Below are 22,486 nucleotides of genomic sequence, written 5' to 3'. Positions count from 1 at the left end.
AGAATTGTCATGACCGCACCCAAACTCGACCGCCGCCAGGTTCTGAAGCTGGAGGCTGCCGCGATGGCGGCGCTGGCGGGGGGCATGGCCACGCCGACGCTGGCGGCGAACGTCGTCACCGACCGCGCCACCAGCGAGTTGAAATGGGACAAGGCGGCGTGCCGGTTCTGCGGCACCGGCTGCAGCGTCATGGTGGCGACCAAGGACAATCGCGTGGTCGCGACCCATGGCGACATCAAGTCCGAGGTCAATCGCGGGCTCAACTGCGTCAAGGGCTATTTCCTGTCCAAGATCATGTACGGCCACGACCGGTTGACCCAGCCCATGCTGCGCAAGACAGCCGGCAAATACGACAAGAACGGCGAGTTCACGCCGGTGTCGTGGGATGAGGCCTTCGACATCATGGCGGAGAAATACAAGGCGGCGCTGAAGAAGCGCGGCCCCAGCGGGGTCGGCATGTTCGGTTCCGGCCAATGGACGATCTGGGAGGGCTATGCCGCCGTCAAGCTGTTCAAGGCCGGCTTCCGCACCAACAATATCGATCCCAATGCGCGGCACTGCATGGCCTCGGCCGTGGCCGGCATGATGCGCACCTTCGGCATCGACGAGCCGATGGGCTGCTATGACGACATCGAAGCGGCGGATGCATTCGTGCTGTGGGGCTCGAACATGGCCGAGATGCATCCCATCCTGTGGACCCGGGTGACCGATCGCAGGCTTTCGGCGTCGCATGTCCGCGTCGCCGTGCTGTCTACCTTCGAGCACCGCTCGTTCGACCTCGCCGACATCGGCATGATCTTCAAGCCGCAGACCGACCTCTACATCCTCAACGCCATCGCCAACCACATCATCAAGACCGGCCGGGTCAACACGGCCTTCGTCGCCGCGCACACCACCTTCAAGCGCGGCCAAACCGACATCGGTTACGGCCTGCGGCCGGAACATCCGCTGCAGAAGAAGGCAACCGGCGCCGCCAAGGCCAACGACTCCACCGACATGAGCTTCGACGAATTCGCGAAGTTCGTCGCCGACTACACGCTGGAGAAGGCGGCGGAGATGTCGGGCGTGCCGGTCAACCGCCTTGAGGCGCTGGCCGAGCTCTACGCCGATCCCAAGATCAAGGTCACCAGTTTCTGGACCATGGGCTTCAACCAGCACACCCGCGGCGTCTGGTGCAACAATCTCGTCTACAACATCCACCTGCTGACCGGGAAAATCTCCGAGCCCGGCAACAGCCCGTTCTCGCTGACCGGCCAGCCCTCGGCCTGCGGCACCGCGCGCGAGGTCGGCACCTTCTCGCATCGCCTCCCCGCCGACATGGTGGTGACCAACAAGGCGCATCGCGACATCGCCGAGAAGATCTGGAAGCTGCCGGAGGGCACCATCCCCGACAAGCCGGGCTATCATGCCGTGCTGCAGAGCCGGATGCTGAAGGACGGCCTGCTCAACGCCTACTGGGTTCAGGTCAACAACAATCTGCAGGCCGGCCCCAACGCCAACGAGGAGACCTATCCGGGCTTCCGCAATCCGGAAAACTTCATCGTGGTGTCCGATGCCTATCCGTCGGTAACGGCGCTCGCCGCCGATCTGATCCTGCCCACCGCGATGTGGGTGGAAAAGGAAGGCGCCTACGGCAATGCCGAGCGTCGCACCCAGTTCTGGCACCAGATGGTCACCGCACCCGGCGAGTCCCGTTCGGACCTCTGGCAATTGATGGAGTTCTCAAAACGCTTCAAGATCGAGGAAGTGTGGCCGGAAGCGCTGATCGCCAAGAAGCCGGAATACCGCGGCAAGACGCTGTTCGACGTGCTGTTCAGGAACGGCCAGGTCGACAAGTTTCCGCTGTCCGACATCGAAGCCGGCTACGCCAACGACGAGTCGAAGGCGTTCGGCTTCTACGTGCACAAGGGCCTGTTCGAGGAATATGCCGGCTTTGGCCGCGGCCATGCCCATGACCTGGCGCCGTTCGAGACCTATCATCGCGAGCGCGGATTGCGCTGGCCGGTCGTCAACGGCCAGGAAACCAGATGGCGGTTTCGCGAAGGCCTGGACCCCTATGTCAAGGCCGGGGCCGGCGTGCAGTTCTACGGGCACGCGGACGGCAAGGCACGGATCTTCGCCCTGCCGTTCGAACCGGCGGCCGAATCACCCGACAGCGAATACCCGTTCTGGCTTTCGACCGGCCGCGTGCTGGAGCACTGGCATTCCGGCACCATGACGCGCCGCGTCCCCGAACTTTACAAGGCGTTCCCGGAGGCGGTGTGCTTCATGCATCCCGACGACGCCGCCGAGCTGAAGCTGCGGCGCGGCGACGAGGTCAAGGTGCAGTCGCGCCGCGGCTTCATTCGCACCCGGGTGGAGACCCGCGGCCGCAACAAGACCCCGCGCGGGCTGGTGTTCGTGCCGTGGTTCGACGAGGCGCAGCTCATCAACAAGGTGACGCTGGATGCCACCGATCCGATTTCGTTGCAGACCGATTACAAGAAATGCGCCGTGCGCATCGAAAAGGTGAGTTCGACATGATCCGGAAATCCTCCGTTCTCGTGCTACTCATCGCGCTGGCGGCCGGATCGGGGTCGCTGCTGGCGCAATCGCTCAATTCGGGCCTGCGCGGCCCGACTCCGCTCAACGAGGAGGGACCTGCCCCTCCGATGACGCCGATGCGCAACACCTCGGAGAAAGAGGTGCGAAACTATCCGGAACAGCCGCCGGTGATCCCGCATTCGATCGAGGGTTATCAGATCGACATCAACGGCAACAAATGCATGTCCTGTCACGCCCGCGCCCGCACCGGCGAATCGCAGGCTCCGATGGTTTCGATCACCCACTTCATGGACCGTGACGGCCAGTTCCTGGCTTCGGTGTCGCCACGTCGCTACTTCTGCACCTCGTGCCACGTGCCGCAGAACGTGGTGAAGGCGCCGATCACCAATGACTTCGTCGACATCGACACCCTGATCGGCCGCACGGCGCCGGGAGGCCAGCGATGAGCACGGCCGATCCGGCATCCCCCCGCCGATCCTGGCTGGCACGTTTGTGGAATTTCATCGTCGAATTGTGGGACGTGCTGCGCCGGCCGAGTTCGGTGTTCGGGCTCGGCGTGCTGGTGTTCGCCGGCTTCGTCGCCGGAATCATTTTCTGGGGCGGCTTCAACACCGCGCTGGAAATCACCAACACCGAAAAATTCTGCACCGGCTGCCACGAGATGAAGGACAACGTGTTCGCCGAACTGAAGACCACCGTGCATTTCTCCAACCCATCCGGGGTCCGCGCCAGTTGTCCGGATTGCCACGTCCCGCACAACTGGACCGACAAGATCGCGCGCAAGATGCAGGCCTCCAAGGAGGTCTGGGGCCATCTGTTCGGCACCATCAATACCCGCGAAAAATTCCAGGACCACCGGCTCGAACTGGCGCTGCACGAATGGGCGCGGTTGAAGGCCAATGATTCGCTGGAATGCCGTAACTGCCACAGTGCCGAATCGATGGACATCACCAAGCAGTCGCCGCGCGCCTCGGTCGCGCATCAGCGCTTCCTGTTCACCGGCGAAAAGACCTGCATCGACTGCCACAAGGGCATCGCCCACCAACTGCCCGACATGAAGGGCGTTCCGGGCTGGCAGTAGGTCAAAATCAAGCCGCCGGCAGGACACCAGTCCTGCGGGTAGAGCAGACGTTCAAGCAATTCCCGCAACCCGCCGATGCGTCCCGGCCGGTGCATCGCGGGTTGAAGGCGTCGGCCACAATCATCGAGGGCCTCGAAATCCCACGCGAAAATCCGGATGGCCGCTAAATGATGCCGCCTTGCCGAAGCGCCGCAATCGCAGCCGCATCATAGCCGAGATCGGCCAGGACAAGATCGGTATGCTCGCCAAGCATCGGCGGGCGCGACACGATTTCGCCCGGTGTTTCCGACAGCCGGACGGCGGCTCGTGCGACCGGTGCGGGTGTCGGCAAGCCCGGATAATCGACATCCTGCATGAAGCCGGCGGCGCGGATGTGCGGATGATCCAGCGCCTGTTGCGGGCTGAGCACCGGTCCGGCCGGAATCATGGCTCCGCCCAGCGTGTCGACGGCCTGCTGGGTAGTGCGCTCCGCGCACCAGCGTGCCATCCGTTCGCTGATGACAGGGCCGTTATCGCCGCGCTTGATATCGTCCGCAAAGCGGGGATCGCTGAGCCACTGCTCCTCCTCGCCCAACAACCTGGCCCAGCGAATGAACAGCGGATGACCCGTGACTTGGCACAGCACCCAGCCGTCGCGGGTGCGGTAAATATCGGCCGGCGCGGCGGTCTGGCCGAGATTGCCGGTCGGGACGCGATTCGCCTTGATCACTGCCTGCTCGATCAGCGTTGCGTTGGTGAAAGACAAAGCGGTTGCAAGCAACGCGCCCTCGACGATCTGCCCGCGCCCGGATTTGCCGCGCTCAATCAGGGCTGCGAGCGTCCCGAACGCGCAATGCAGCGCGGTTCCGAAATCAACCCAGTTCACGGCGGCGCGGTAAGGCGGATCACCGACGCCGGTCATGTACACCGAACCGGACATGACCTGCCCGACGCCGTCGAAGCCGACGCGGTCGGACCAGGGCCCCGGCCCACCGAACGCAGTTGCCGTCGTCAGGATGATGTCGGGCTTGATCGCTTTCAATGACTCATAATCGAGTTTCATCGCGCGCAAGGTCTGCGGCGGCAGGTTCGCGACAACCACGTCGGCAGTCGTAACCAGCCGACGCATCACCTCCTGTCCCGCCGGCTTCATCGGATCGAGCGTGATGCACTTCTTGTTCCGGTTGATCTGCAGAAACAGCGCACCCTCACCACCCTCGCCGACCGGCGCCACAAAGCGATCTTCGCTGCCGTCGCGCTTTTCCACGCGAATGACCTCGGCGCCAAACTCGGCCAGCAATGTCGCGCAATACGGACCCGCGATATAGCGCCCAAAATCCAGGACACGCACGCCCTCCAGAACACCCCCCATCGATCTTTTCCCTTATGTTTCCGTCAGATTACAGGGAATGGCTTCCGCAGCAAGATGGTAACCGATACCAGCCCTTTGCCATCAGAAGTGACCTGCCGATTGGTTCGCCCCGATGACGTAAACGCATCACTCGATTTTCGCCGGTGCCATGTTGAACGTGATAGGGGGATGAGGCATCCTCCGATTCGGTTCAAACCGGATCAATGTCCCCAGACTTCGGAAGCTTGGCGTCCGCCTCCCTGATGGTCATACAGATCGAACGACCGACTGAACGACCGCCGGGTCCTCGGAAGACTTTTTCGGATTTCGGCTTCCTCTACGCATCGAACGGTTTCATCGGCTGGCTGTTCGCGGTGACCGGGCCTGTGGCGATCATTATGGCGGTCGGCTCGAGCGGAGGGCTCACCGAAACAGAGATCGCGTCCTGGATCTTCGGCGTTTTCTTTTTCAACGGCCTGATCACGGTCCTGTTCAGCTGGCTCTATCGCCAGCCGCTCGTTTTCTTCTGGACTATTCCCGGGACGGTCCTGGTTGGACAGTCGCTGACCCATCTGACATTTGCTGAGGCTGTCGGCGCTTTCTACGCCACGGGTCTGCTGATGCTGGTGCTGGGTGCGAGCGGCTGGGTCAAGCGCGCCATGCTGCTCGTTCCGATGCCGATCGTGATGGGCATGGTCGCCGGGGTGTTTCTGCGCTTCGGCCTCGAGCTCGTCCGCGCGGTCTTTGCTGACACTTTCATCGTCGGGCCCATGGTTGCGACCTGGCTCGTCCTGTCAGCGGTCCCGCGGCTTGGTCGGCGCGTTCCACCTATCATCGGGGCGCTCCTGGTCGGCGCATCGATAACCATGATCTTCAGCCGGTTCGACGCCTCCGCAACGCTTCAGTTCGAACTGATCCGACCCGTGATCCAGGCCCCAGTCTGGTCGATTGCGGCCTTGGTCGAACTTGTCGTGCCGCTCGCGATCACGGTCCTCGTCGTGCAGAACGGCCAGGGCTTTGCCGTGCTTCGGGCAGCAGGGCATGCGCCGCCGGTGAACGCCGTGACCATGGCCTGTGGAATCGGTTCGTTGATCAGTGCCGTCGTCGGCGGAGTCAGTTCCTGCCTGACGGGGCCGACCAACGCCATTGTGGTCTCGAGTGGCGATCAGAAGCGCCAGTACAGCGCCGCCATGTTCGTTGGCTGCCTGGCGCTGGTGTTCGGACTGCTGGCGCCCACCTTTACACGGTTGCTGCTCGTTTCACCCAAGTCGCTGGTGATGGCCCTGGCGGGGCTCGCGATGCTGCGCGTCCTGCAGACGGCCTTCGTCACTGCGTTCAAGGAGCGCTTCTCGCTCGGCGCGCTGCTAGCTTTCCTCGTCACCGTCGCGGACGTGCCCCTATTGAATATCGGGGCCGCATTCTGGGGTCTCGTAGCCGGCTTCGCCATCTCCTGGCTGCTGGAACGACCGGATTTTGCAGCGGAGGCGAGACCGTAGTCGCCGGCGACCGCGTCATCGGGGTGGTGACGTCTTGCCAGGCTGCCGAGCCGCTGACACGGCCGGATTCGTCAGATTCCCGTCAACGAGCTGGTGCGTCGCAAGCGCTCCCGCCCACATGGCAGCCAGCGCGATCCATGCCGTTAAAGCAAAGATCGCCCCTCCTGTGACACCCGCTCCAACGGCACATCCGCCGGCGAGCATGCCGCCAAAGCCCATCAGGGACGCGCCAAACAGATGACGCCCCATGCTGGGGCCATCGTGAAATCCCTGAACCTTCCATTCGCGGACCATCAAGGCCGCGAGCATCGAACCGGCAAAGACACCCGGGACCAGCCCGGTATCGAATCCCAGCGGCATGGTCGGTGAGTTGATCAGGCCCATCAACGTATCGGCCGACGGTCCGGTGAAGCTGATACTCTTGACCTGGGGCCCGGAGAACGAAACCTGGGATATGCGGAACGTAAACAGCCAGCCCGCGGCGACCGTGAGCCCCACGCCAAGCGCACTGCCTGCAACGGGAACACCGATACGGGCGCGCCGCGCCAGCCACAAGGCCAGACCTAACCCCAAGGCGCCGAGACAAACCCCCGCCACCGGACCTGCGTTCAGCAACGTGAGGAGGTTGCGCGAGGCCCCACCCTCGACCGTCCACAATTCCGAGAGCGCTTCCCTGGCCGGTGAGAGAGCGCCCCTCAACGAGGCCTGCGCCACCACCGTCAACACCAGTCCGGATACCAGCGCGCGCAGGTTTCCCGTCGCCGAGAGAACCAGCAGGCGGCTCGCGCAACCCCGTGCCAGAATCATGCCGGCACCGAACAGCAGACCTCCGATGATGCTGCCGGAAAGGCTGCCACGGGCCGCAAGCTGACGGACTCCGTCGACGTCGAGCAGACCCAGGCCAATCGAGGCCTGGGTCCCCACCACCGCTGCGGAAAACGTCAGCAACCAGATGGCGACTTTCGATCCGAGCAATCCGCTCGAAAACTCGATCACCGCGGAGCGCAGGCAGAATTTGCTCAGCTGCGCAAAGGCACCAAAAAACGCTCCGACAAGCAGCCCGCCCACGGCAAGCACCACCGCTTCGCCGACCAGCTCCATCAACGATTCCAGGTTCAAGGCTGTCCGTCCCTTTGCCCGGCGTTCATGGAGCCGGGCAAAAACGCATAAGGGAAATTTTGCGAGACTATCGCTGACCGCGATCGCCCCGTCATTGATCCCGCGCAATCCAATCTCGCCGATCCTCGCCTACCTGCGGCGAGGATCTGTATCGCGAGAGTCCTGTCAGCAGGCTGTACGGACTCAGTTCGCCTTCTTTCCGTCCTTGCCGAATTGCTTGAGGAACGCGGTCAGGTCCTTGATTTCCTGTTCGCCCTTGATGCCGGAAAACATCATTTTCGTTCCCGGAATTTTCGCCTTTGGGTCCTTGATATATTCCGCAAACACCGCCTCATCCCAGACCAGTCCGGAATTCCGGTTCGCCTCTGAATAATTGTAACCGTCGATCGTCCCGGTCTTTCGGCCGAACAACCCGTTCAGCACCGGACCAATGATGTTCTTTGCGGTCTCGCCAACCTGATGACAGGCGCGGCACTTGTTGAACGATTTTTCGCCGGCGGCAACGTCCTGTGCGTTGGCCGCACAGACCGCAGCGACAGAAAATGCCGCTGCCAGAAACAAACGAAAGAACATTCCTCTTCAACCTTTCTTCAAAATGCGTTGGCTGCTCGCAGCCGCAATCGCGGGCCAAATCCGCGGTAACGAATTCAGCCCGCCGAAAGCGTCAGGAGTGGATCACCCCAGCATGTCGGCCGTGATGCCGGCATACCATCCCATGTTCTCAGCCTGCTGCTGTTTGCGCAGTTCCGCCGTTTCGCCGGTCTTAGAAACGAAGGTCGAGGATGCCGCAATCTTGCCGTCCTTGGCCTCGTAGGCGCCCCCGACTTTCACGCAATCGTCGGTATCGATCAGGCTCCAGCAGGTGTTGGTGTAGCGGGCCGGGAAGGTCCGCGCAGCGACAAGCTCGCCTCTGATCATCATGGCCGCGACCTTGGCCTGGCTGTTGGCGGAGAATGCCGACTTCGGCATGTCGCCCGCGATGCAGGCGTCGCCGAGCACGTAGATATTGGCATCGACCGCCGACTTCATGCTGGAAGGATCGATCGCGCAGAACCCGCTCGCATTCGCCAGCCCCGAATCCCGTGCGATCGCTCCGGCCATTTGCGCCGGGATGACGTTGACCAGCGCGGCATTCTTGTAGGTCTCAAAGCCGGTCACGACCGTACCGCTCGCCGCATCGACCGATTTTACGCCGTCATGGACTTTCGGGCCGAGCCATTCGACCATGCCCTTGTAGTGCTTTTCCCACCCCTCCTGAAACAGACCCTGCTTGGAAAAAGTTTCTTTCGGGTCGATCACGAAGATCTTGCAGCGGTCCTTGCCGGCGGCCTTCAACGAATGGGCCATCATCGAGACGCGCTCATAGGGGCCGGGCGGACAGCGATAGGGATTCGGCGGGGCGATCATCACGATCACGCCGCCATTGGGGACGGCATCGAGGCGCTTGCGCAGCAGCAGCGTCTGGGCGCCCGGTTTCCAGGCATGCGGCATCGCTTCTTCGGCCGCCTGCGACCATCCCGGAACGGAATCGTATTTCAGATCGATGCCCGGAGACACCACGAGGCGGTCGTAGGGCAGCCGGCGGCCGCCGGCGAGAACCACTTCCTTCTTGTCGCGGTCGATCATCGTGGCGCGATCGCGCACGAGTTCAATTCCGTTGTTCTTGGTCAATGCGGTGTATTCGTGCGTGATGGAGGCGTAGTCGCGCACCCCGCCGAGATAGAGGTTGCTGTGAAAGCAGGTCTGATAATTGGCATTGGGCTCGACCAGGGTCACCGCGATGGCGCCGGCGCTATCCTTGGCAATGTATCTGGCGGCCGTCGTGCCGCCCGCACCGCCACCGATCACGACGACCCGAGGCTTGGCTTGCGCGAGCACCGCGGGTGATCCGAGCATCATCGTGCCGGCGAGCGCGGCAGTCCCCGTCAGCAATTGCCTTCGATTGAAGTCCATTGGTCCCTCCCGTTTGTTTTGACGTCCCGACTTTTCGATCCGAGTGCGTTGGTCTTCTTGCCGGCGAATTCTATCTCACTTTCACTCGAACTCCCTGCGCCCCGGCTTTGCCTGGGTGATCCAGGCGCATCATTTTGCGACAGATTGCGACTGCACCGCACCAAAATAGGCGGCGAGCGCTTCGATCTCCTCTGCCGCCAGCCGCCCAGCAATTGTCTGCATGATTGGGTTGTCCCGGTGCTTGTCCTTGTAAGCGTTCATCACCGCAACAAAGTGATCGTCAGGCCAGCCGGTGATCCGAGGCACGGCGCCGGTCTCATGGCCCGATATCTGATGGCAGGTCACGCACTCGGCGGACAGGTACTCACCCAGTTCACGGTCGCCAGCCGGGGCGCCGGTGGATGCGCTTGCCAGCAACAAGCCGACCGACATCGCCGGGAGACGGGGCAATGCCATCAGTCCACCTTGGGCCCGGCTTTGCTGTCGGGAGTGACGTCGACCGAAACAGCCCGGCCGATCACTTTGGGCGCTGCGCGACAGTCCTTCATGCAAGGATCCTTCTTCCAGAAGTGCTTTTCAGCGGTTTCGCGATCATCCCCATAGAATGCCGCCGCATTCGGCATTTTGACAGATGCAAAATTCTTCTCGTTCAGTTCGAAGTTCTCGTCCTTGATAACGTCGTTCAAATTGAGAATATAGGCAGTCAGCGCGTAGGTCTCGTCGTCCGTCAAGGACTGCGCATTGCCGAATGGCATCGAGCGCTTGATGTAGTCGAATACCGTCGAAGCGTCCGGCCAGAACGACCCAACGGTCTTGTCCGGCCGGTCCGCCTTCAGCGTGCCTAACCCGCCGGCGATCACGGGGTATCGGCCGACCCCCTGGCCGAACTCGCCGTGGCAGGACGCGCATCTCTCCTGAAACAAGACGTCGCCCTCTTTCACCGTGCCCTTTCCGACCGGAAGGCCCTTGCCGTCCGGCCGAACGTCGGTGTCCCAGGCCTTGATTTCCTCCGGCAATGCCGGCCGGCCGAGACCGATCCTGGCGGAAGACTTTGCGGCAACCTGCTGCGCCGAGACGTCCACGACCGGCATCGCGGCCAGGCTCCCGCCAAGGACGCCCGCGAGCAAGATTTTAGCCAATCTCGACATTTTCGGTCTCCCCGCCCGTGCGCACCAGCCAGGTCTGAATGCCATTGTTGTGGTAGATTGAATTGACGCCCCTGACCTTGCGCAGTTCTTCCTTTGTCGGCTGGACGTAGCCGGTCGAATCAATGGCGCGCGACTGGATCATCATCTCCTGGCCATTCCAGTCGAGATCGACGTAGAAGCGCACCAGCGACTTGTCGAGCACCGGACCGTCGATGCGCGCGGACTGCCAGTTACGGGCGCCGTCGAGAGTCACGTCGACCCGCTTGACCGTGCCGCGACCGGACCAGGCGACGCCGGTCAGGACGTTGCGTCCCTTGTGTTTGAGCGGCGCCTGTGGCGACGGATTCGTCACCACCGATTTCGCATCCATGACGAATGTGTGTCTGCGCGAGCGACCGTCGGCCAGCAGGTCGGTGTATTTCGAGGTTTCTTCGCGGGTCTGCCACGGCTGGTCGCCGGCTTCGATCCGGCGCAGCCACTTCACCCAGAGATTGCCTTCCCAGCCCGGGATCACCGCGCGCAGGGGATAGCCCTGCTCCGGCCGCAGCGCTTCGCCGTTCATCGCAAATGCAATCAGGACATCGTTCAGCGCCTTCTCGATCGGCAGCGACCGGTTCATTCCGGCGGCATCCGCACCTTCCAGCATGAGCCATTTGGCATTCGGCTTCAGTCCGGCCTCATCCAGCAACACCTTGAGCGGCACACCGGTGTACATCACGTTGTGGATCATGCCGTGCGTGAACTGACAGCCGTTGAGCTGCGCGCCCCGCCACTCCATGCCGGAATTCGCTGCACATTCGAGAAAATGGATCTTGTTCACCCGCGGCATGCGCCTGATGTCTTCCATGGTGAAGACGAGCGGCCTGTCGACCAGCCCGTTGATCATCAGTCGGTGGTCGGCCGGGTCGATCTCGGCGATGCCGCCGTGATGGCGTTCGAAGCAAAGTCCCGACGGCGTGATGATTCCGTCCAGCCGGTGCAGCGGCGTGAAGTTGACCGAAGATTCCGGTGACGCCGTCAGCCACGGGACGTCGCGCCGCACCACATCCTTTTCGAACTTCGACGGCGTGCCGTATGGCCGGGATTGAACCCCGTCGCCAAGATAGCGATTCCAGTCCTGCACCTCGGTGATCAGGGGATCGGGTTTGCCGCCCTCCGCGGCAAAGGCCGATGCGGCGGAAAGCGCCGCCCCCGTGCCCGCGATCCCCGCGGCTGCAAGAAATCGACGGCGATTGAGACTATCCGCTGCCGGCTTGTCACTCATGCGGGCATCCCTTCTCTCTATTTATCTCAATACGTGAATATGTTAATCGCAACATTGCACCGTCATCGCCCGTTTCAGATCCCCGTGACCTTGACTGCCGTGTTCGGCGCGATGTTCACCGAGCCCAGTCTTGAAACGTGGGCGGCAACGACATCCCAGATCGGCGGCCCTTGCGTGTTCTGGTTGATGCTCGCCCAGCCCGCGACCGTATAGGCCTTCGACGCCTCGATTGGCTGGCCCGACTTCAGATGGGTGAGTTTCGAAATGCGCGAGCCCGCGGGCTGGGCGATATCGATCGCATAGCCCATCCCGCCGATCCGGACCATGTCGCCGCCGCCCTGGAAATAGGGATCCGGGTGGAAGATGTTGTCCGCAATATCTTCCAGTATTTCCTTGAGTTGCGCGCCGGTCATCTGGTTGCGATAGCAGTTCGGATAGGTGATCGCCGTCGCGTTGGTGACGTGCTCCCAGGTGATCGTATCGCCGGGAAGCAACGTGCCTCCCCAGCGGAAACCGGGCGACAGCGCGATCTCGGCGTCGCGCTCCGCGAGCATGGCGTTGCAGATCAGATCGTCGAAGGTGCCGTTGAAGTTGCCGCGGCGGTAGAGCAGGGAGTCGGTCTTGCCGATCGTGCGCGCAAGATCCTTGGCGAACGGCGCCCTCACCTTCTCGACCAGCGCGGTCATCGCCGGATCGGGCGCGATGGCGTCGGCAAAGACAGGCATCAGCTTGAAACGGACGCCGGCAACCTTCTTGTCCTTCACTTCGATGTCGAGACGCGAGACAAACTTGCCGTGCGAACCGGAGGCGACCAGAACGGTATCGCCGACGCGAATGAGGCCGGGCATCGCGTCATGGGTATGTGCGGTCAATATGACGTCGAGTCCCTTGACGCGACCGGCGAGCTTGCGATCGACGTCGAAGCCATTGTGCGAAAGAAGCACGACGATCGAAGCGCCGTCGGCCCGCGCCTCGTTGACCTGCTTTTGCATGTCCTCTTCGCGGATGCCGAACTCCCATTTCGGGAACATCCAGCGCGGATTGGCAACGGCGGTGCGCGGCAATGCCTGGCCGATCACGGCGATCTTCGCGCCACCCCGCTCGAACGTCTTGCGGGCCTCGAACACCGGTTCCTGCCATTCATTGTCGCGGATATTCTGGGCCAGAAATGCGAACGGCGCCTTGTCGGCGATTTCCTTGACGCGGTCGGCGCCGTAGGTGAATTCCCAATGGCCGACCATGGCATCGACCTTCAGCGCCGACATGACGTCGACCATATCCTGCGCCTTGGTCTGCAGTGAAGTCCAGCTGCCCTGCCAGGTGTCGCCGCCATCCAGCAACAGCACCTTGTCGTCGCCGCGCTCGGCTCGCACGGCCCCGATCAGGGCGGCGATGCGATCCATCCCGCCCATGCGGCCATAGTTGCGCGCCATGGCCACAAAGTCGTCGGACGTCAGCGCGAAGGCATCGGCTGAACCGGTTGCGATCTTGAAGTACTTGCGGAATTCCGCATCGGAAAGATGCGGCGGAAGTCCCTTGACTTCACCCACGCCGAGATTGACGGACGGCTCGCGGAAATGCAGCGGCATCAGCTGGGCGTGGATGTCCGTCACATGCAGAATCGTGACCGTCCCCAACGGGTCGAAGCGCGTGATGTCAGCCTGCGACAGGCGCTGCTGGGCTGCCACTCTCCCGAGTTCGCCGACCCCGCTGCCGATCAGCAACGCCGACGCAGCCGACGTCGCCTGCAGGAATTCCCGCCTCGATATCATCGATCCACCCTTGCTACATTCGGGCTCAGAGCATTGCCGGGAGGCTCTCGATGCCTCCCTGGCTCCAGGCAAATTTCATCACGCCCGCAGATCAGGCCGCGACGGTCAGCTTGTTCTTGGAGACGTAGTTCGAACCGTCATCATCCTTCCAGGTGAAGGTGAACTCGCCGCTTTCGGCAGCCTTGTAGAAGAACGACTGATAGGGGTTGGCCGAAATCGCGGGATTCCAGTCGGCTTCGAACACCGTCTTGCCGTTGAATTCAGCAACGAACTTGTTGATGATCTTGCGCGGGATGGTTTTTCCGGCGGAGTCCTTGCGCTGACCCGATTCCATCTCGTGCGAGATCAGGGTCTTGATTTCAAAGATTTCGCCTGGCTTGACCTGGGCCGGAACGCGAACGCGCGGGGTTGGCTTGATGGACATGATGAATTCCTGTCAATTTCAATTTCTTCGAGAGGGACCGATCAGCCGCCGCAGCCGCCAATAGTCACCTTCACATTGGCCTTCGCCATGTGGAGATTTCCATTCGACATTTCAGCGATGCAAACGATGTTCTGGGTTTGCGCCAACCGCATCCGCGTCGAGGCGGAAGCCTTGCCGCAGGCGGGCGTAAACTTGTAGCTGACGATACCCGGCAGCGGATTGCCGTCGGCAAAAACATGCACCGCCTTGACGTAATCCGCATCGGTCATCGGGCTCTCGACCTCGACGTTGACCGGCACCACGAGACCGTTTTCGGCGATTTCGGGCACATCGAGCTTGATCTTGCCGCTCTCTAATTTCTTGTCGCCGTAAAGTTTCTTGATTTCCGCGGCGACCGCCGGCTCGTCCGCAAAGGACATCTTCGGCGCGAGCAGGGCTGCAAATCCGAGCATTGATGCGAGCGTGAGCGCTTCGCGGCGAGTCGTTTCGACCGAATTCCAAACCATATGGGTGTCCTCCCGCGGGATCTCTTTGATGCATCCCTAGATGATGAAATCTCTTGACGATTCCAACTTTGATCTATCATGATCTGCAAATATCATTATATTGTTTTTTTTGAATGTAAAGATGCCTGACGGGCAAAAGACTTCAGGGACCGCGAAAGACGGTCGTCGGATGGGAGGACGAGGGATGAGACGAGCCGCAATCGGTTCCGTGTTGACCGCTTTTGTGCTGTGCACAATTTCTTTTAACGTGGGCGCGCAGGACGCGAGCGAGAAGGAGATCGAGCGTTACCGCGCCATGATCTCCGACCCCATGTCGAACCCGGGATTTCTAGCGGTCGATCGCGGAGAAATCCTGTGGAGCGAAAAGCGCGGCAGCAAGAATGCTTCGCTTGAAGGGTGCGATCTCGGGCTCGGCGCGGGAAAGCTCGAAGGCGCCTTCGCGAAGTTACCCCGGTTTTTTGCGGATGCCGACAAGGTCATGGACCTGGAACAGCGGCTGCTGTGGTGCATGCAGAACGTCCAGGGGCTCGACACCAAGGACGTGATCGCGCGCCGGTTTTCCGGACCGGGTCGCGCCTCCGACATGGAGGATCTGGTCGCCTTTATCGCCAATAAGTCGAACGGCATGAAAATCGACGTGCAACTCGGCCACCCCAAAGAGGCGGAAATGGCAGCCGTCGGCGAGGCTCTGTTCTTCAGGCGCGGTGGCGTGATGGATTTCGCCTGTGCCACCTGTCACGCCGAAGAAGGCAAGCGAATCCGGTTGCAGGGTTTGCCGGAGTTGTCCAAGGCCGGCAAGCAGGCTCAGGAGACCATGGGATCATGGCCGACCTACCGGGTGTCGCAAGGCGCGTTGCGCACGATGCAGCATCGGTTGTGGGACTGCTACCGTCAGCAGCGCTGGCCCGTCCCGGAATATGCTTCCGATAGCCTCACCGCGCTGACCGTCTTCCTGAACAAGCAGGCGCTCGGCGGTGAAATCAACGTACCGTCGATCAAACGCTGAGGGAGCGCGCCATGAAAACGATTCTGAAAACCGCTGCTCTCGTTCTCGTCGCCGGAACGATCGTATTGCCGCTGACGGCTGATGCGCAAACCGCACCCAAGCAAGCCGCCGCCAAGCAAGCCGATCCCGCCGTGATAGATGCCTATCTGAAGTCGACTTTCGGCAAAGCCCCGCCGGAATGGCAGGCGAGAATTGAGCCGGATGAATCCCTGAAGACCTGCAACAACTTCCGCAACGACGTACCGTCCGCCGAGGCCGACAAGATCGTCCAGCGCGAACTGGCCAAGGTCGTATTTCCAGCGGACGGGAAACTGCTCGGCGACTGGAAGGAAGGCAAGAAAATCGCCAACAACGGTCGCGGCGGACAGTTCTCCGACAACGAGAAAACCGTGAACGGCGGCAATTGCTATGCCTGCCACCAGTTGGAGCTCGCGGAAGTCAGTTACGGCACGCTCGGCCCGAGTCTGACTTCTTACGGCAAGGACCGCAAATTTGATCCGGCGGAAGCCAAACAGGCTTACACCAAGATCTACAATTCACATGCCGTGGTGGCATGTTCGAATATGCCGCGCTTCGGCGCAAACAAGTTCCTGACGGAAAAGCAGATCAAGGACATCGTCGCATTGCTGTTCGATCCGGAATCCCCGGTCAACAAATAGCCGCACCGGGCCGACGATCCGTTCGGGCTTGCGGCGGCGCATGAAGGAGGACGTAGCATGGCGTTTCGAAGCTTGGTGCTGGCATCGGCCATCGTCGCGCTGACGGCGCTGCCTGGCGGCGCGCAGGAGGCTCTCGTCACCTATAAATTGCTGAGTCCGGAGCTTGCGCTGGACTCCGCCCGTGCCGCCCTCGCTGAATGCCGCAAGCGCGGATACCAGGTAGCGGTGGCGGTGGTCGATCGCTTCGGCGTGACCCAGGTCATGCTGCGCGACCGCTTTGCCGGCGCGCATACCCCGGCGACGGCCGCCGGCAAGGCCTGGACCGCGGCGTCCTTTCGTACCGACACGAGCGCGCTGATGGCGATCAGCCAGCCGGGCATGCCGCAATCCGGTCTGCGTGACCTGCCGGGTGCCGTCATCCTCGGCGGCGGCATGGTCATCGAAGGTGGTGGCTCGATGGTCGGTGCCGTTGGCGTTTCAGGCGCACCAGGAGGGGACGCCGACGATGCCTGCGCCAAGGCCGGAATAGACGCGATCAGGGACAAGCTGGATTTCTAGAACAGCCGCGGCGCCGGAGGCCTGGCTCAGGCCGGCTTCCTGAGCCAGTCAGGGAACGACAAAGTGTCGTAAACCTTTTCCCGCACGTAACGGAACATGGCGAGAAACTCCTGGGGCTCCAGCAGTCCGGGCATGCGGACGACCTCTCGCGCCTGCCCGCGCAAAGCGGAAAGACCGGCCGGCTTCTCGGGGAAAAACTGAATCGTCGGCGTGAAGCGAATTCCGTATGCTTCGCCGAGCGCCTTTTCGCTCAACTTGCGACCATCGAAGTCCGTGACGGTGCGCGATCCGATGTGGTTGAGATGCAGGATCTCGAAATTGTCGCGGATATAGCTCTCGATCTTCGGGTCAGCCAGATGGACCTCGTGCATCTTCTTGCAGGAAGGGCACCCTTTGAGTCCCCACATGATGGCGAAGCGCTTGCCCTTTTCCGTAGCGCCGGCGAGATCTTCGGAAAGATCGAGGAAGCTCTCCAGATACCAGTCCATCTGATAGAGCCCGTCATCGCCGAGCCTCGCCGCTGCCGCGGCGGGGGCCGCGCGTAAGCCGAGAGCGCCAAGCCCCAGCACGGCGAGGGCGTTCCTTCGGTTCAGGCGATATCCAGGTTTCAGCATCGCGGCATCCTTTCGCTATCGTTCAGCCGATCGATCCCAGGGCGGGGAATGTCTGCAACAGCCAGCCGGCGATGCGCGGCATCGCGCCAGTCAAAAACAGAACGCCCGTCAGCACAAGGCCGGCACCAATCACCTTCTCGATGAGGTTCATATGGTTGCGCATCCGACCCATCAGTCGGATGAAATGGCCGGCAAAAAAAGCCGCCAGCAGGAACGGAATTCCGATTCCCAGCGCATAGAAGCCGAGCAATGTCGCTCCGCGCGCTGCCGATCCCTCCACTCCGGCGACGATGAGGATCGCTGCGAGCACCGGACCTACGCACGGGGTCCAGCCAAAGGCAAAAGCGAGTCCCACGACGTAGGCGCCGAGATAGCCGGCCCCGCTGCGCGATGTCTGAAAACGGGCCTCCCGAAACAGCAGGCCGATCCTGAATACGCCGAGAAAATGCAGGCCAAGGATCAGGATAATCAGGCCGGCGATCATTCCGAGCGTTTCGAAATGCGCGGTGACGGCTTTTCCAATCAACGAGGCGGAAGCGCCGAGCGCGACGAACACGGTGGCAAACCCGAGTACGAATGCGAAGGACAAGGCCACCACGCGCCAATTCCGCCGCGCGACCTGGCCCTGCCCGGTTCGCGTCAGATCGTCGAGGCTGATCCCCGCAAGGAAGCAAAGATAGGGTGGCACCAAGGGCAGGATGCAGGGCGAGAGAAAGGACAGCAGCCCCGCGCCCAACGCCCCGAGCAGGGAAATATTTGAAATCACAGCGTTACCGGCTCTGGCAGATACATGCGAATTCGTCTATATGTAGCATATGATTGCGAAAACGCTGAAGAAATTTCCCATCTTGCGGCTGTTCCTGCTGGCAGCAGCGTTTTGGCCGGTGACATCGGATGCGGCCGAACTCCTGGTGTTCGGGCGCGACGGCTGCGTCTGGTGTCAGAGGTGGGACCGGGACGTCGGCTCCAGCTATGGCAAGACCGACGAAGCCAGGGTGCTCCCATTGCGGCACGTCAACATCGACAGGCCGGCGGCATCCGGTGTCGCGCTCGTTTCGCCGGTGCGCTACACGCCAACTTTCGTGGTGGTGGAAAACGGCCGCGAGATCGGACGCATCACCGGCTACGTCAACGACGCCGCATTCTGGGGATTGCTGGGCACGTTCGTAAGCAAGATTGAAACTTCACGGCCCGAGAACAATCCGAGCTAGGCAATATCACTTGGCAAGTTGAAGGCACGCTGACGCCATGACATCGATCCTTTCGACCGACCTTGAGACGGAACTTCGCGACGGCGCGGAGTATTCGCCCGAACTCGATCAGTTGATGCGCAAGGCGAGAAAGGCCAGCAATTTTCTGAAAGCCCTCTCGCACGAGAACCGCCTTCTGCTGCTTTGCCTGCTGGCGGAGCGTGAACGGTCGGTGACGGAGCTCGAAAACATTCTTTCATTGCGCCAGTCCGCCGTTTCGCAGCAACTGGCGCGCCTGCGCTATGACGGAATGGTCGACACGCGACGCGACGGCAAGACGATCTACTACAGTCTTGCCAACGAGGATGTGCGTCGCGTGATTTCGGTCGTTTACGACATCTTTTGTGCAACGGCGGTTGCCGACGCCAGGAAATAACTGCCGCGCGGCAGAGTGGTGACATGGCCGTTCGGCAATTCGCCGGGCAAGCCATAATTCGCCAGGCAAGCCGGCGCCGGACCCGGGAGAGACGCCATGCAGAATCTGTCTGGCTGGATGCTCGCGCTGGCTGGCTTTGCCATCGGCGGAGCTGCAGGGTTTGCCGTGCGCCGCGCCAGGCTATGCTCATTTGGAGCCATCGAGGACGCGTTGATGGGAGGCGACAGCCGTCGCCTCCGAATTTTCGGGCTGGCGCTCGGGATCGCGATCCTCGGTACGCAGGCGCTGATCATCGGCGGCTTTCTCGACCCGGAACAAACGAGCTACACGCCCACGGCCCTTCCACTGGTCGCGATCTTGATCGGCAGTTTGATGTTCGGGACCGGCATGGCAATGGTCGGGACCTGCGGCTTCGGTTCGCTGGTGCGACTGGGGACAGGTGACCTGCGCAGCCTGATCGTGATCCTCATCCTCGGGGTGACCGCCTATGCAACGCTGCGCGGCGCGTTCGCCAGCTTTCGCATCACGGTTCTGGAAGGCATTTCCATTGCCATGCCTGACGGCGCGCGGTCCGACATGGCATCGCTCTCGACGCACGCCCTGGGCCTGGATGTGCGTGTCGCGATCGCCGCGACCGCAGGCGGCGCCCTTTGCTGGCTTGCGCTCGGCGACCCGAGACTGAGGCGTACGCCTCGCCTGCTGTCGGCCGGAATCGTACTGGGCCTTCTGACGGTGGCAGGATGGGCCGCGACATCCTGGTTCGGAGACAATTTCGACAATCCGGTCCGTCCGCAAAGCCTGACTTTTGTGTCGACGGTTGGAAGGGCGATTTATGCGGGACTGCTCAATGCCGCGAATTTCCTGGATTTCGGAGTCGGCAGCGTGTTCGGTGTCGTCGCCGGATCCTGGCTCGCGGCGTGGAGCGCGGGCGAATTGCGGTGGGAGGCCTTCGACGATGACCACGAAATGCGGCGCCATCTTTGCGGTGCCGCCCTGATGGGCATTGGTGGAATCCTTGCCGGAGGCTGCACCATTGGTCAAGGCATCACCGCCGGATCGATGCTGTCGCTGTCCTGGCCGTTTGCCGTGGGCGGCATGATCCTCGGCGCCCGGCTCGGCATCGCCACGCTGGTCGACAGCACGCCGAAAGAAATGATTCGACGCGGCTGGGCTCATTTGCGCCGCCGGAATTATCTGCCGAAATAGGAGATCGAAGACCGCGCAATTTATCGAAAGCGAAGGCCTGGTTCATTACCGAGATGGTGCCGAGCGACTCGCACTTCGCCGCTTCGCCCAGTTCGCAACATTGCGATCGTATTCCAGCCCGAACAACGAACCGCCCGAGGTGCAGCCAAACACGAACAAGTCGAGCCCCGCGTTGCCGACATTCGCGAGGTGTGCACCGTGTAGCGGTCCTTCGGCAATCCGGCGTGCAGGTCGTTCGCCATTACGGAGCCAGCTACTCTTGTTTTTCTGGCAAGCGATGCAGGACAATATTGATTGTTGTAGTAGTTCGTTTTCTACTGCAAGTGAACTTTCGCTCCGTCGTATTCCGTCGCCGTTCAAATGTGGCAGGCCCACCGCCTTGAGGTCATCCATGAAGCTCGATATCCGCCGCCTGCTGTGCACGACCGACCACAAGGAGGTCGAAGGCGGCCGCCGCCACGAGCAGCCGCTGCGCCGGGTCGCGGCGGTGGCGATCGTCGCCAATCCCTATGCCGGACGCTATGTCGAGGATCTCTCCGAAGCGATTGCCGCCAGTGTCGCCATCGGCGAAGTGCTGGCCAGGCTCGCGGTCGAGGCGATGGGTTCGTTCAAGGTCGAAAGCTACGGCAAGGGCGGCGTGGTCGGACTTGGTGGCGAACTGGAACATGCCAATGCCATGCTGACGACCGTGTTCGCGACTCCGCTGCGCGCGGCGGTCGGCGGCGCAGAGGCCTGGATCCCGTCCTTCACCAAGCTTGCGGCGCCCGGCTGCCTGATCGACGTGCCGCTGGCGCACAAGGACGCGCTGTATGTCCGCTCGCATTATGACGGCGTCTCGGTCACGCTGCCGCCGGACGCGCCCGCCGCCGATGAAGTCGCATTGATCGTATGTCTCGCCAACCGCGGCCGCCTCAATGCGCGAGTCGGCGGCCTCGCCGCCAATGCGATCGTCGGCAAGGACGGGCTGCGTTAGAACAACGCAAACTGCGGAGCGACATCATGCGGACTGCCATCGTCAATCTCGGCACCATCGTCACCGGCGACCTCAAGACGCCGTTTTCCGAGGCTGACAGCATCCTGATGCAGGACGGTCGCATCGCCGCGATCGGTACCTTGTCCTCCGCGCAAACGGCGGGCTGCGACGTCGTGATCGACGCCGCGGGCTGCACCGCCATTCCCGGGTTGATCGACAGCCACGTCCACATCACCTTCGGCGACTACACGCCGCGGCAGCGGGTGGTTGGCTACCTCGAAAGCTATCTGCACGGCGGGACCACGACGGCGATCACCGCCTCCGAAGTGCACGTGCCGGGCCGGCCGAAGGATCCCGCCGGCGTCAAGGCGCTGGCGCTCGCCGCGCGCGCCTGTTTCCTCGATTACCGCCCTGGCGGCATGCGGGTTCACGCCGGCTCGATCATCCTCGAGCCAGGCCTCACGGAAGGCGATCTCGAAGAGCTGGTGGCGGCCGGGCTGTGGCTGGCCAAGGCCGGTTTCGGCGCGTTCGACACGCCGTTCGATTACGCCCCGCTGATGCAGGCAGCACGCCGGCTCGGCATGATCACCACCATGCACACCGGCGGATCCTCCATCCCCGGATCATCCGGCATCTGGGCCGAGCATGTGCTGGCGTCGAACCCAAGCGTCTCGTTTCACGTCAATGGCGGCCCGACCGCGATGCCCGAGGCCGGCTTTCCGCGCCTCGTCAATGAAAGCGACATCGCGCTGCAGCTCTGTACCGCCGGCAACCTGCGCACCGCATTGCTCACCGCAAAATTGCTCGACGATGCGGGGCAGCCCGAACGCCTGCTGATCGCCACCGATACGCCGACGGGCAGCGGAATCATGCCGCTCGGCATGTTCTACACCATCAGTCATCTCGCCAGCCTCGGCGGCATGCGGCCGGAACAGGCGATCGCCGCCGCGACCGGCAACAATGCCCGGGTCTATCGCCTGAATTCGGGCCTGCTGCAGGTCGGCAAGGACGCCGACGTGGTGTTGATCGACGCCTGCGCCGGCGGCTCGCAGGACGATGCGCTTTCGGCCTTGCGGAACGGTGACGTGCCCGCGGTCGCCGCCGTGGTCACCGATGGCATCCCGCGCTTTGTCGGCCGCAGCCGCAACACCCCGGCCGCGATCCGCGACGTACGCGTCGCCGAAAACCGCCTGCCCCGCGATTTCTC

At 62.2% G+C, this 22,486-nt stretch carries 24 protein-coding genes; 12 read left to right on the top strand and 12 right to left on the bottom strand.

Features of this window, described 5'->3' with window-relative positions; genetic code table 11:
• Positions 1–9 precede the first annotated feature (9 nt).
• Genes napA through Q8R73_RS09325 form a run of 3 tightly spaced genes read left to right on the top strand, consistent with a single transcriptional unit; the run spans position 10 to position 3,625 of the window.
• On the top strand, positions 10–2,523 hold the full coding sequence (napA, locus tag Q8R73_RS09335) for a nitrate reductase catalytic subunit NapA (protein ID WP_305719257.1): 2,514 nt from the start codon (positions 10–12) through the stop codon (positions 2,521–2,523).
• Positions 2,520–2,990 carry a nitrate reductase cytochrome c-type subunit gene (locus tag Q8R73_RS09330; protein ID WP_305719256.1) on the top strand — a complete coding sequence of 157 codons (471 nt, stop codon included), beginning with the start codon at positions 2,520–2,522 and terminating at the stop codon, positions 2,988–2,990. Before napA ends, Q8R73_RS09330 begins: the two co-directional genes overlap by 4 nt.
• Complete coding sequence (locus Q8R73_RS09325) at positions 2,987–3,625, top strand: NapC/NirT family cytochrome c (RefSeq protein WP_305719255.1); 639 nt, start codon at positions 2,987–2,989, stop codon at positions 3,623–3,625. The genes Q8R73_RS09330 and Q8R73_RS09325 overlap by 4 nt, the downstream gene beginning before the upstream one ends.
• A 163-nt stretch (positions 3,626–3,788) precedes the next feature.
• Here the strand turns inward: Q8R73_RS09325 and Q8R73_RS09320 are convergent, their stop codons facing one another.
• Positions 3,789–4,976, bottom strand: coding sequence for a CaiB/BaiF CoA-transferase family protein (locus Q8R73_RS09320; RefSeq protein WP_305719254.1), 1,188 nt, complete (start codon positions 4,974–4,976; stop codon positions 3,789–3,791).
• Between the two features lie 242 nt (positions 4,977–5,218).
• On the opposite strand from Q8R73_RS09320, the gene Q8R73_RS09315 reads away from it, so the two are divergent.
• Complete coding sequence (locus tag Q8R73_RS09315; protein WP_305719253.1) at positions 5,219–6,451, top strand: benzoate/H(+) symporter BenE family transporter; 1,233 nt, start codon at positions 5,219–5,221, stop codon at positions 6,449–6,451.
• Positions 6,452–6,466: 15 nt separating this feature from the next.
• Here Q8R73_RS09315 and Q8R73_RS09310 read toward each other — a convergent pair whose 3' ends face one another.
• The 9 genes from Q8R73_RS09310 to soxY all read right to left on the bottom strand — a co-directional run bounded on the left by Q8R73_RS09310 (position 6,467) and on the right by soxY (position 14,637).
• Positions 6,467–7,570, bottom strand: a complete 1,104-nt coding sequence (locus tag Q8R73_RS09310; RefSeq protein ID WP_305719252.1) for a YeeE/YedE family protein — start codon at positions 7,568–7,570, stop codon at positions 6,467–6,469.
• A gap of 183 nt (positions 7,571–7,753) precedes the next feature.
• Positions 7,754–8,143, bottom strand: coding sequence for a cytochrome c family protein (locus tag Q8R73_RS09305; RefSeq protein WP_305719251.1), 390 nt, complete (start codon positions 8,141–8,143; stop codon positions 7,754–7,756).
• A 102-nt stretch (positions 8,144–8,245) separates the two neighbouring features.
• A complete protein-coding gene (locus tag Q8R73_RS09300) occupies positions 8,246–9,523 on the bottom strand; it encodes an NAD(P)/FAD-dependent oxidoreductase (protein ID WP_305719250.1) in 1,278 nt (425 codons plus the stop codon).
• 129 nt (positions 9,524–9,652) lie between these two features.
• Complete coding sequence (locus tag Q8R73_RS09295) at positions 9,653–9,979, bottom strand: c-type cytochrome (RefSeq protein WP_305719249.1); 327 nt, start codon at positions 9,977–9,979, stop codon at positions 9,653–9,655.
• Positions 9,979–10,671: a c-type cytochrome gene (locus Q8R73_RS09290; protein WP_371126065.1), complete on the bottom strand. Its 693-nt coding sequence runs from the start codon at positions 10,669–10,671 to the stop codon at positions 9,979–9,981. The genes Q8R73_RS09295 and Q8R73_RS09290 overlap by 1 nt, the downstream gene beginning before the upstream one ends.
• The gene (soxC, locus tag Q8R73_RS09285) at positions 10,655–11,935 is read right to left on the bottom strand and encodes a sulfite dehydrogenase (RefSeq protein WP_305719248.1); all 1,281 of its coding nucleotides are present in this window, start codon (positions 11,933–11,935) and stop codon (positions 10,655–10,657) included. Before soxC ends, Q8R73_RS09290 begins: the two co-directional genes overlap by 17 nt.
• Before the next feature lie 74 nt (positions 11,936–12,009).
• Positions 12,010–13,707 (bottom strand): thiosulfohydrolase SoxB, encoded by a 1,698-nt coding sequence (gene soxB, locus Q8R73_RS09280; RefSeq protein ID WP_305719247.1) that lies wholly within the window; start codon positions 13,705–13,707, stop codon positions 12,010–12,012.
• 91 nt (positions 13,708–13,798) lie between these two features.
• Positions 13,799–14,131 (bottom strand): thiosulfate oxidation carrier complex protein SoxZ, encoded by a 333-nt coding sequence (soxZ, locus tag Q8R73_RS09275; protein WP_305719246.1) that lies wholly within the window; start codon positions 14,129–14,131, stop codon positions 13,799–13,801.
• Positions 14,132–14,172: 41 nt separating this feature from the next.
• Positions 14,173–14,637 (bottom strand): thiosulfate oxidation carrier protein SoxY, encoded by a 465-nt coding sequence (gene soxY / locus Q8R73_RS09270; RefSeq protein ID WP_305719245.1) that lies wholly within the window; start codon positions 14,635–14,637, stop codon positions 14,173–14,175.
• 184 nt (positions 14,638–14,821) lie between these two features.
• Here soxY and soxA point away from each other — a divergent pair, with 184 nt between their 5' ends.
• From soxA to Q8R73_RS09255, 3 genes are read left to right on the top strand one after another with little or no spacing between them, the layout of a single operon-like run.
• Entirely contained in the window at positions 14,822–15,643 is an 822-nt protein-coding gene (soxA, locus tag Q8R73_RS09265; RefSeq protein WP_305719321.1) for a sulfur oxidation c-type cytochrome SoxA, read from the top strand.
• A gap of 11 nt (positions 15,644–15,654) precedes the next feature.
• Positions 15,655–16,302 (top strand): sulfur oxidation c-type cytochrome SoxX, encoded by a 648-nt coding sequence (soxX, locus tag Q8R73_RS09260; protein ID WP_305719244.1) that lies wholly within the window; start codon positions 15,655–15,657, stop codon positions 16,300–16,302.
• Positions 16,303–16,359: 57 nt separating this feature from the next.
• On the top strand, positions 16,360–16,860 hold the full coding sequence (locus Q8R73_RS09255) for a heme-binding protein (protein WP_305719243.1): 501 nt from the start codon (positions 16,360–16,362) through the stop codon (positions 16,858–16,860).
• Positions 16,861–16,886: 26 nt separating this feature from the next.
• Here the strand turns inward: Q8R73_RS09255 and Q8R73_RS09250 are convergent, their stop codons facing one another.
• Together Q8R73_RS09250 and Q8R73_RS09245 are read right to left on the bottom strand one after the other, a co-directional pair.
• Complete coding sequence (locus tag Q8R73_RS09250; protein WP_305719242.1) at positions 16,887–17,474, bottom strand: thioredoxin family protein; 588 nt, start codon at positions 17,472–17,474, stop codon at positions 16,887–16,889.
• 22 nt (positions 17,475–17,496) lie between these two features.
• Positions 17,497–18,240 (bottom strand): cytochrome c biogenesis CcdA family protein, encoded by a 744-nt coding sequence (locus Q8R73_RS09245; RefSeq protein ID WP_305719241.1) that lies wholly within the window; start codon positions 18,238–18,240, stop codon positions 17,497–17,499.
• 49 nt (positions 18,241–18,289) lie between these two features.
• Here Q8R73_RS09245 and Q8R73_RS09240 point away from each other — a divergent pair, with 49 nt between their 5' ends.
• The 5 genes from Q8R73_RS09240 to Q8R73_RS09220 form a co-directional block, all read left to right on the top strand.
• On the top strand, positions 18,290–18,685 hold the full coding sequence (locus Q8R73_RS09240; RefSeq protein ID WP_305719240.1) for a thioredoxin family protein: 396 nt from the start codon (positions 18,290–18,292) through the stop codon (positions 18,683–18,685).
• 37 nt (positions 18,686–18,722) lie between these two features.
• Entirely contained in the window at positions 18,723–19,100 is a 378-nt protein-coding gene (locus Q8R73_RS09235) for a metalloregulator ArsR/SmtB family transcription factor (protein WP_305719239.1), read from the top strand.
• 96 nt (positions 19,101–19,196) lie between these two features.
• Complete coding sequence (locus Q8R73_RS09230) at positions 19,197–20,306, top strand: YeeE/YedE family protein (RefSeq protein WP_305719238.1); 1,110 nt, start codon at positions 19,197–19,199, stop codon at positions 20,304–20,306.
• A gap of 391 nt (positions 20,307–20,697) precedes the next feature.
• Entirely contained in the window at positions 20,698–21,279 is a 582-nt protein-coding gene (locus Q8R73_RS09225; protein ID WP_305719237.1) for an amino acid synthesis family protein, read from the top strand.
• 26 nt (positions 21,280–21,305) lie between these two features.
• On the top strand, positions 21,306–22,486 hold a 1,181-nt coding region (locus Q8R73_RS09220), incomplete at its 3' end, for an amidohydrolase family protein (protein WP_305719236.1).

This window comes from Bradyrhizobium sp. (assembly GCF_030697065.1).
Taxonomy (GTDB): domain Bacteria; phylum Pseudomonadota; class Alphaproteobacteria; order Rhizobiales; family Xanthobacteraceae; genus Bradyrhizobium.
Note: the sequence above shows the minus strand (reverse complement) of the source record. Positions and strands in the feature narration are given on the sequence as shown.

Coding starts and splice junctions, on each gene's coding strand:
- Q8R73_RS09250 (WP_305719242.1), bottom strand. CDS start 17,474: ATGCTGAAACCTGGATATCGCCTGAACCGAAGGAACGCCCTCGCCGTG.
- Q8R73_RS09330 (WP_305719256.1), top strand. CDS start 2,520: ATGATCCGGAAATCCTCCGTTCTCGTGCTACTCATCGCGCTGGCGGCC.
- soxA (WP_305719321.1), top strand. CDS start 14,822: ATGAGACGAGCCGCAATCGGTTCCGTGTTGACCGCTTTTGTGCTGTGC.
- Q8R73_RS09315 (WP_305719253.1), top strand. CDS start 5,219: ATGGTCATACAGATCGAACGACCGACTGAACGACCGCCGGGTCCTCGG.
- soxB (WP_305719247.1), bottom strand. CDS start 13,707: ATGATATCGAGGCGGGAATTCCTGCAGGCGACGTCGGCTGCGTCGGCG.
- Q8R73_RS09300 (WP_305719250.1), bottom strand. CDS start 9,523: ATGGACTTCAATCGAAGGCAATTGCTGACGGGGACTGCCGCGCTCGCC.
- napA (WP_305719257.1), top strand. CDS start 10: ATGACCGCACCCAAACTCGACCGCCGCCAGGTTCTGAAGCTGGAGGCT.
- Q8R73_RS09225 (WP_305719237.1), top strand. CDS start 20,698: ATGAAGCTCGATATCCGCCGCCTGCTGTGCACGACCGACCACAAGGAG.
- Q8R73_RS09295 (WP_305719249.1), bottom strand. CDS start 9,979: ATGGCATTGCCCCGTCTCCCGGCGATGTCGGTCGGCTTGTTGCTGGCA.
- soxC (WP_305719248.1), bottom strand. CDS start 11,935: ATGAGTGACAAGCCGGCAGCGGATAGTCTCAATCGCCGTCGATTTCTT.
- soxY (WP_305719245.1), bottom strand. CDS start 14,637: ATGGTTTGGAATTCGGTCGAAACGACTCGCCGCGAAGCGCTCACGCTC.
- Q8R73_RS09240 (WP_305719240.1), top strand. CDS start 18,290: ATGATTGCGAAAACGCTGAAGAAATTTCCCATCTTGCGGCTGTTCCTG.
- Q8R73_RS09290 (WP_371126065.1), bottom strand. CDS start 10,671: ATGTCGAGATTGGCTAAAATCTTGCTCGCGGGCGTCCTTGGCGGGAGC.
- soxZ (WP_305719246.1), bottom strand. CDS start 14,131: ATGTCCATCAAGCCAACCCCGCGCGTTCGCGTTCCGGCCCAGGTCAAG.
- Q8R73_RS09255 (WP_305719243.1), top strand. CDS start 16,360: ATGGCGTTTCGAAGCTTGGTGCTGGCATCGGCCATCGTCGCGCTGACG.
- Q8R73_RS09325 (WP_305719255.1), top strand. CDS start 2,987: ATGAGCACGGCCGATCCGGCATCCCCCCGCCGATCCTGGCTGGCACGT.
- Q8R73_RS09230 (WP_305719238.1), top strand. CDS start 19,197: ATGCAGAATCTGTCTGGCTGGATGCTCGCGCTGGCTGGCTTTGCCATC.
- Q8R73_RS09235 (WP_305719239.1), top strand. CDS start 18,723: ATGACATCGATCCTTTCGACCGACCTTGAGACGGAACTTCGCGACGGC.
- Q8R73_RS09320 (WP_305719254.1), bottom strand. CDS start 4,976: ATGGGGGGTGTTCTGGAGGGCGTGCGTGTCCTGGATTTTGGGCGCTAT.
- soxX (WP_305719244.1), top strand. CDS start 15,655: ATGAAAACGATTCTGAAAACCGCTGCTCTCGTTCTCGTCGCCGGAACG.
- Q8R73_RS09305 (WP_305719251.1), bottom strand. CDS start 8,143: ATGTTCTTTCGTTTGTTTCTGGCAGCGGCATTTTCTGTCGCTGCGGTC.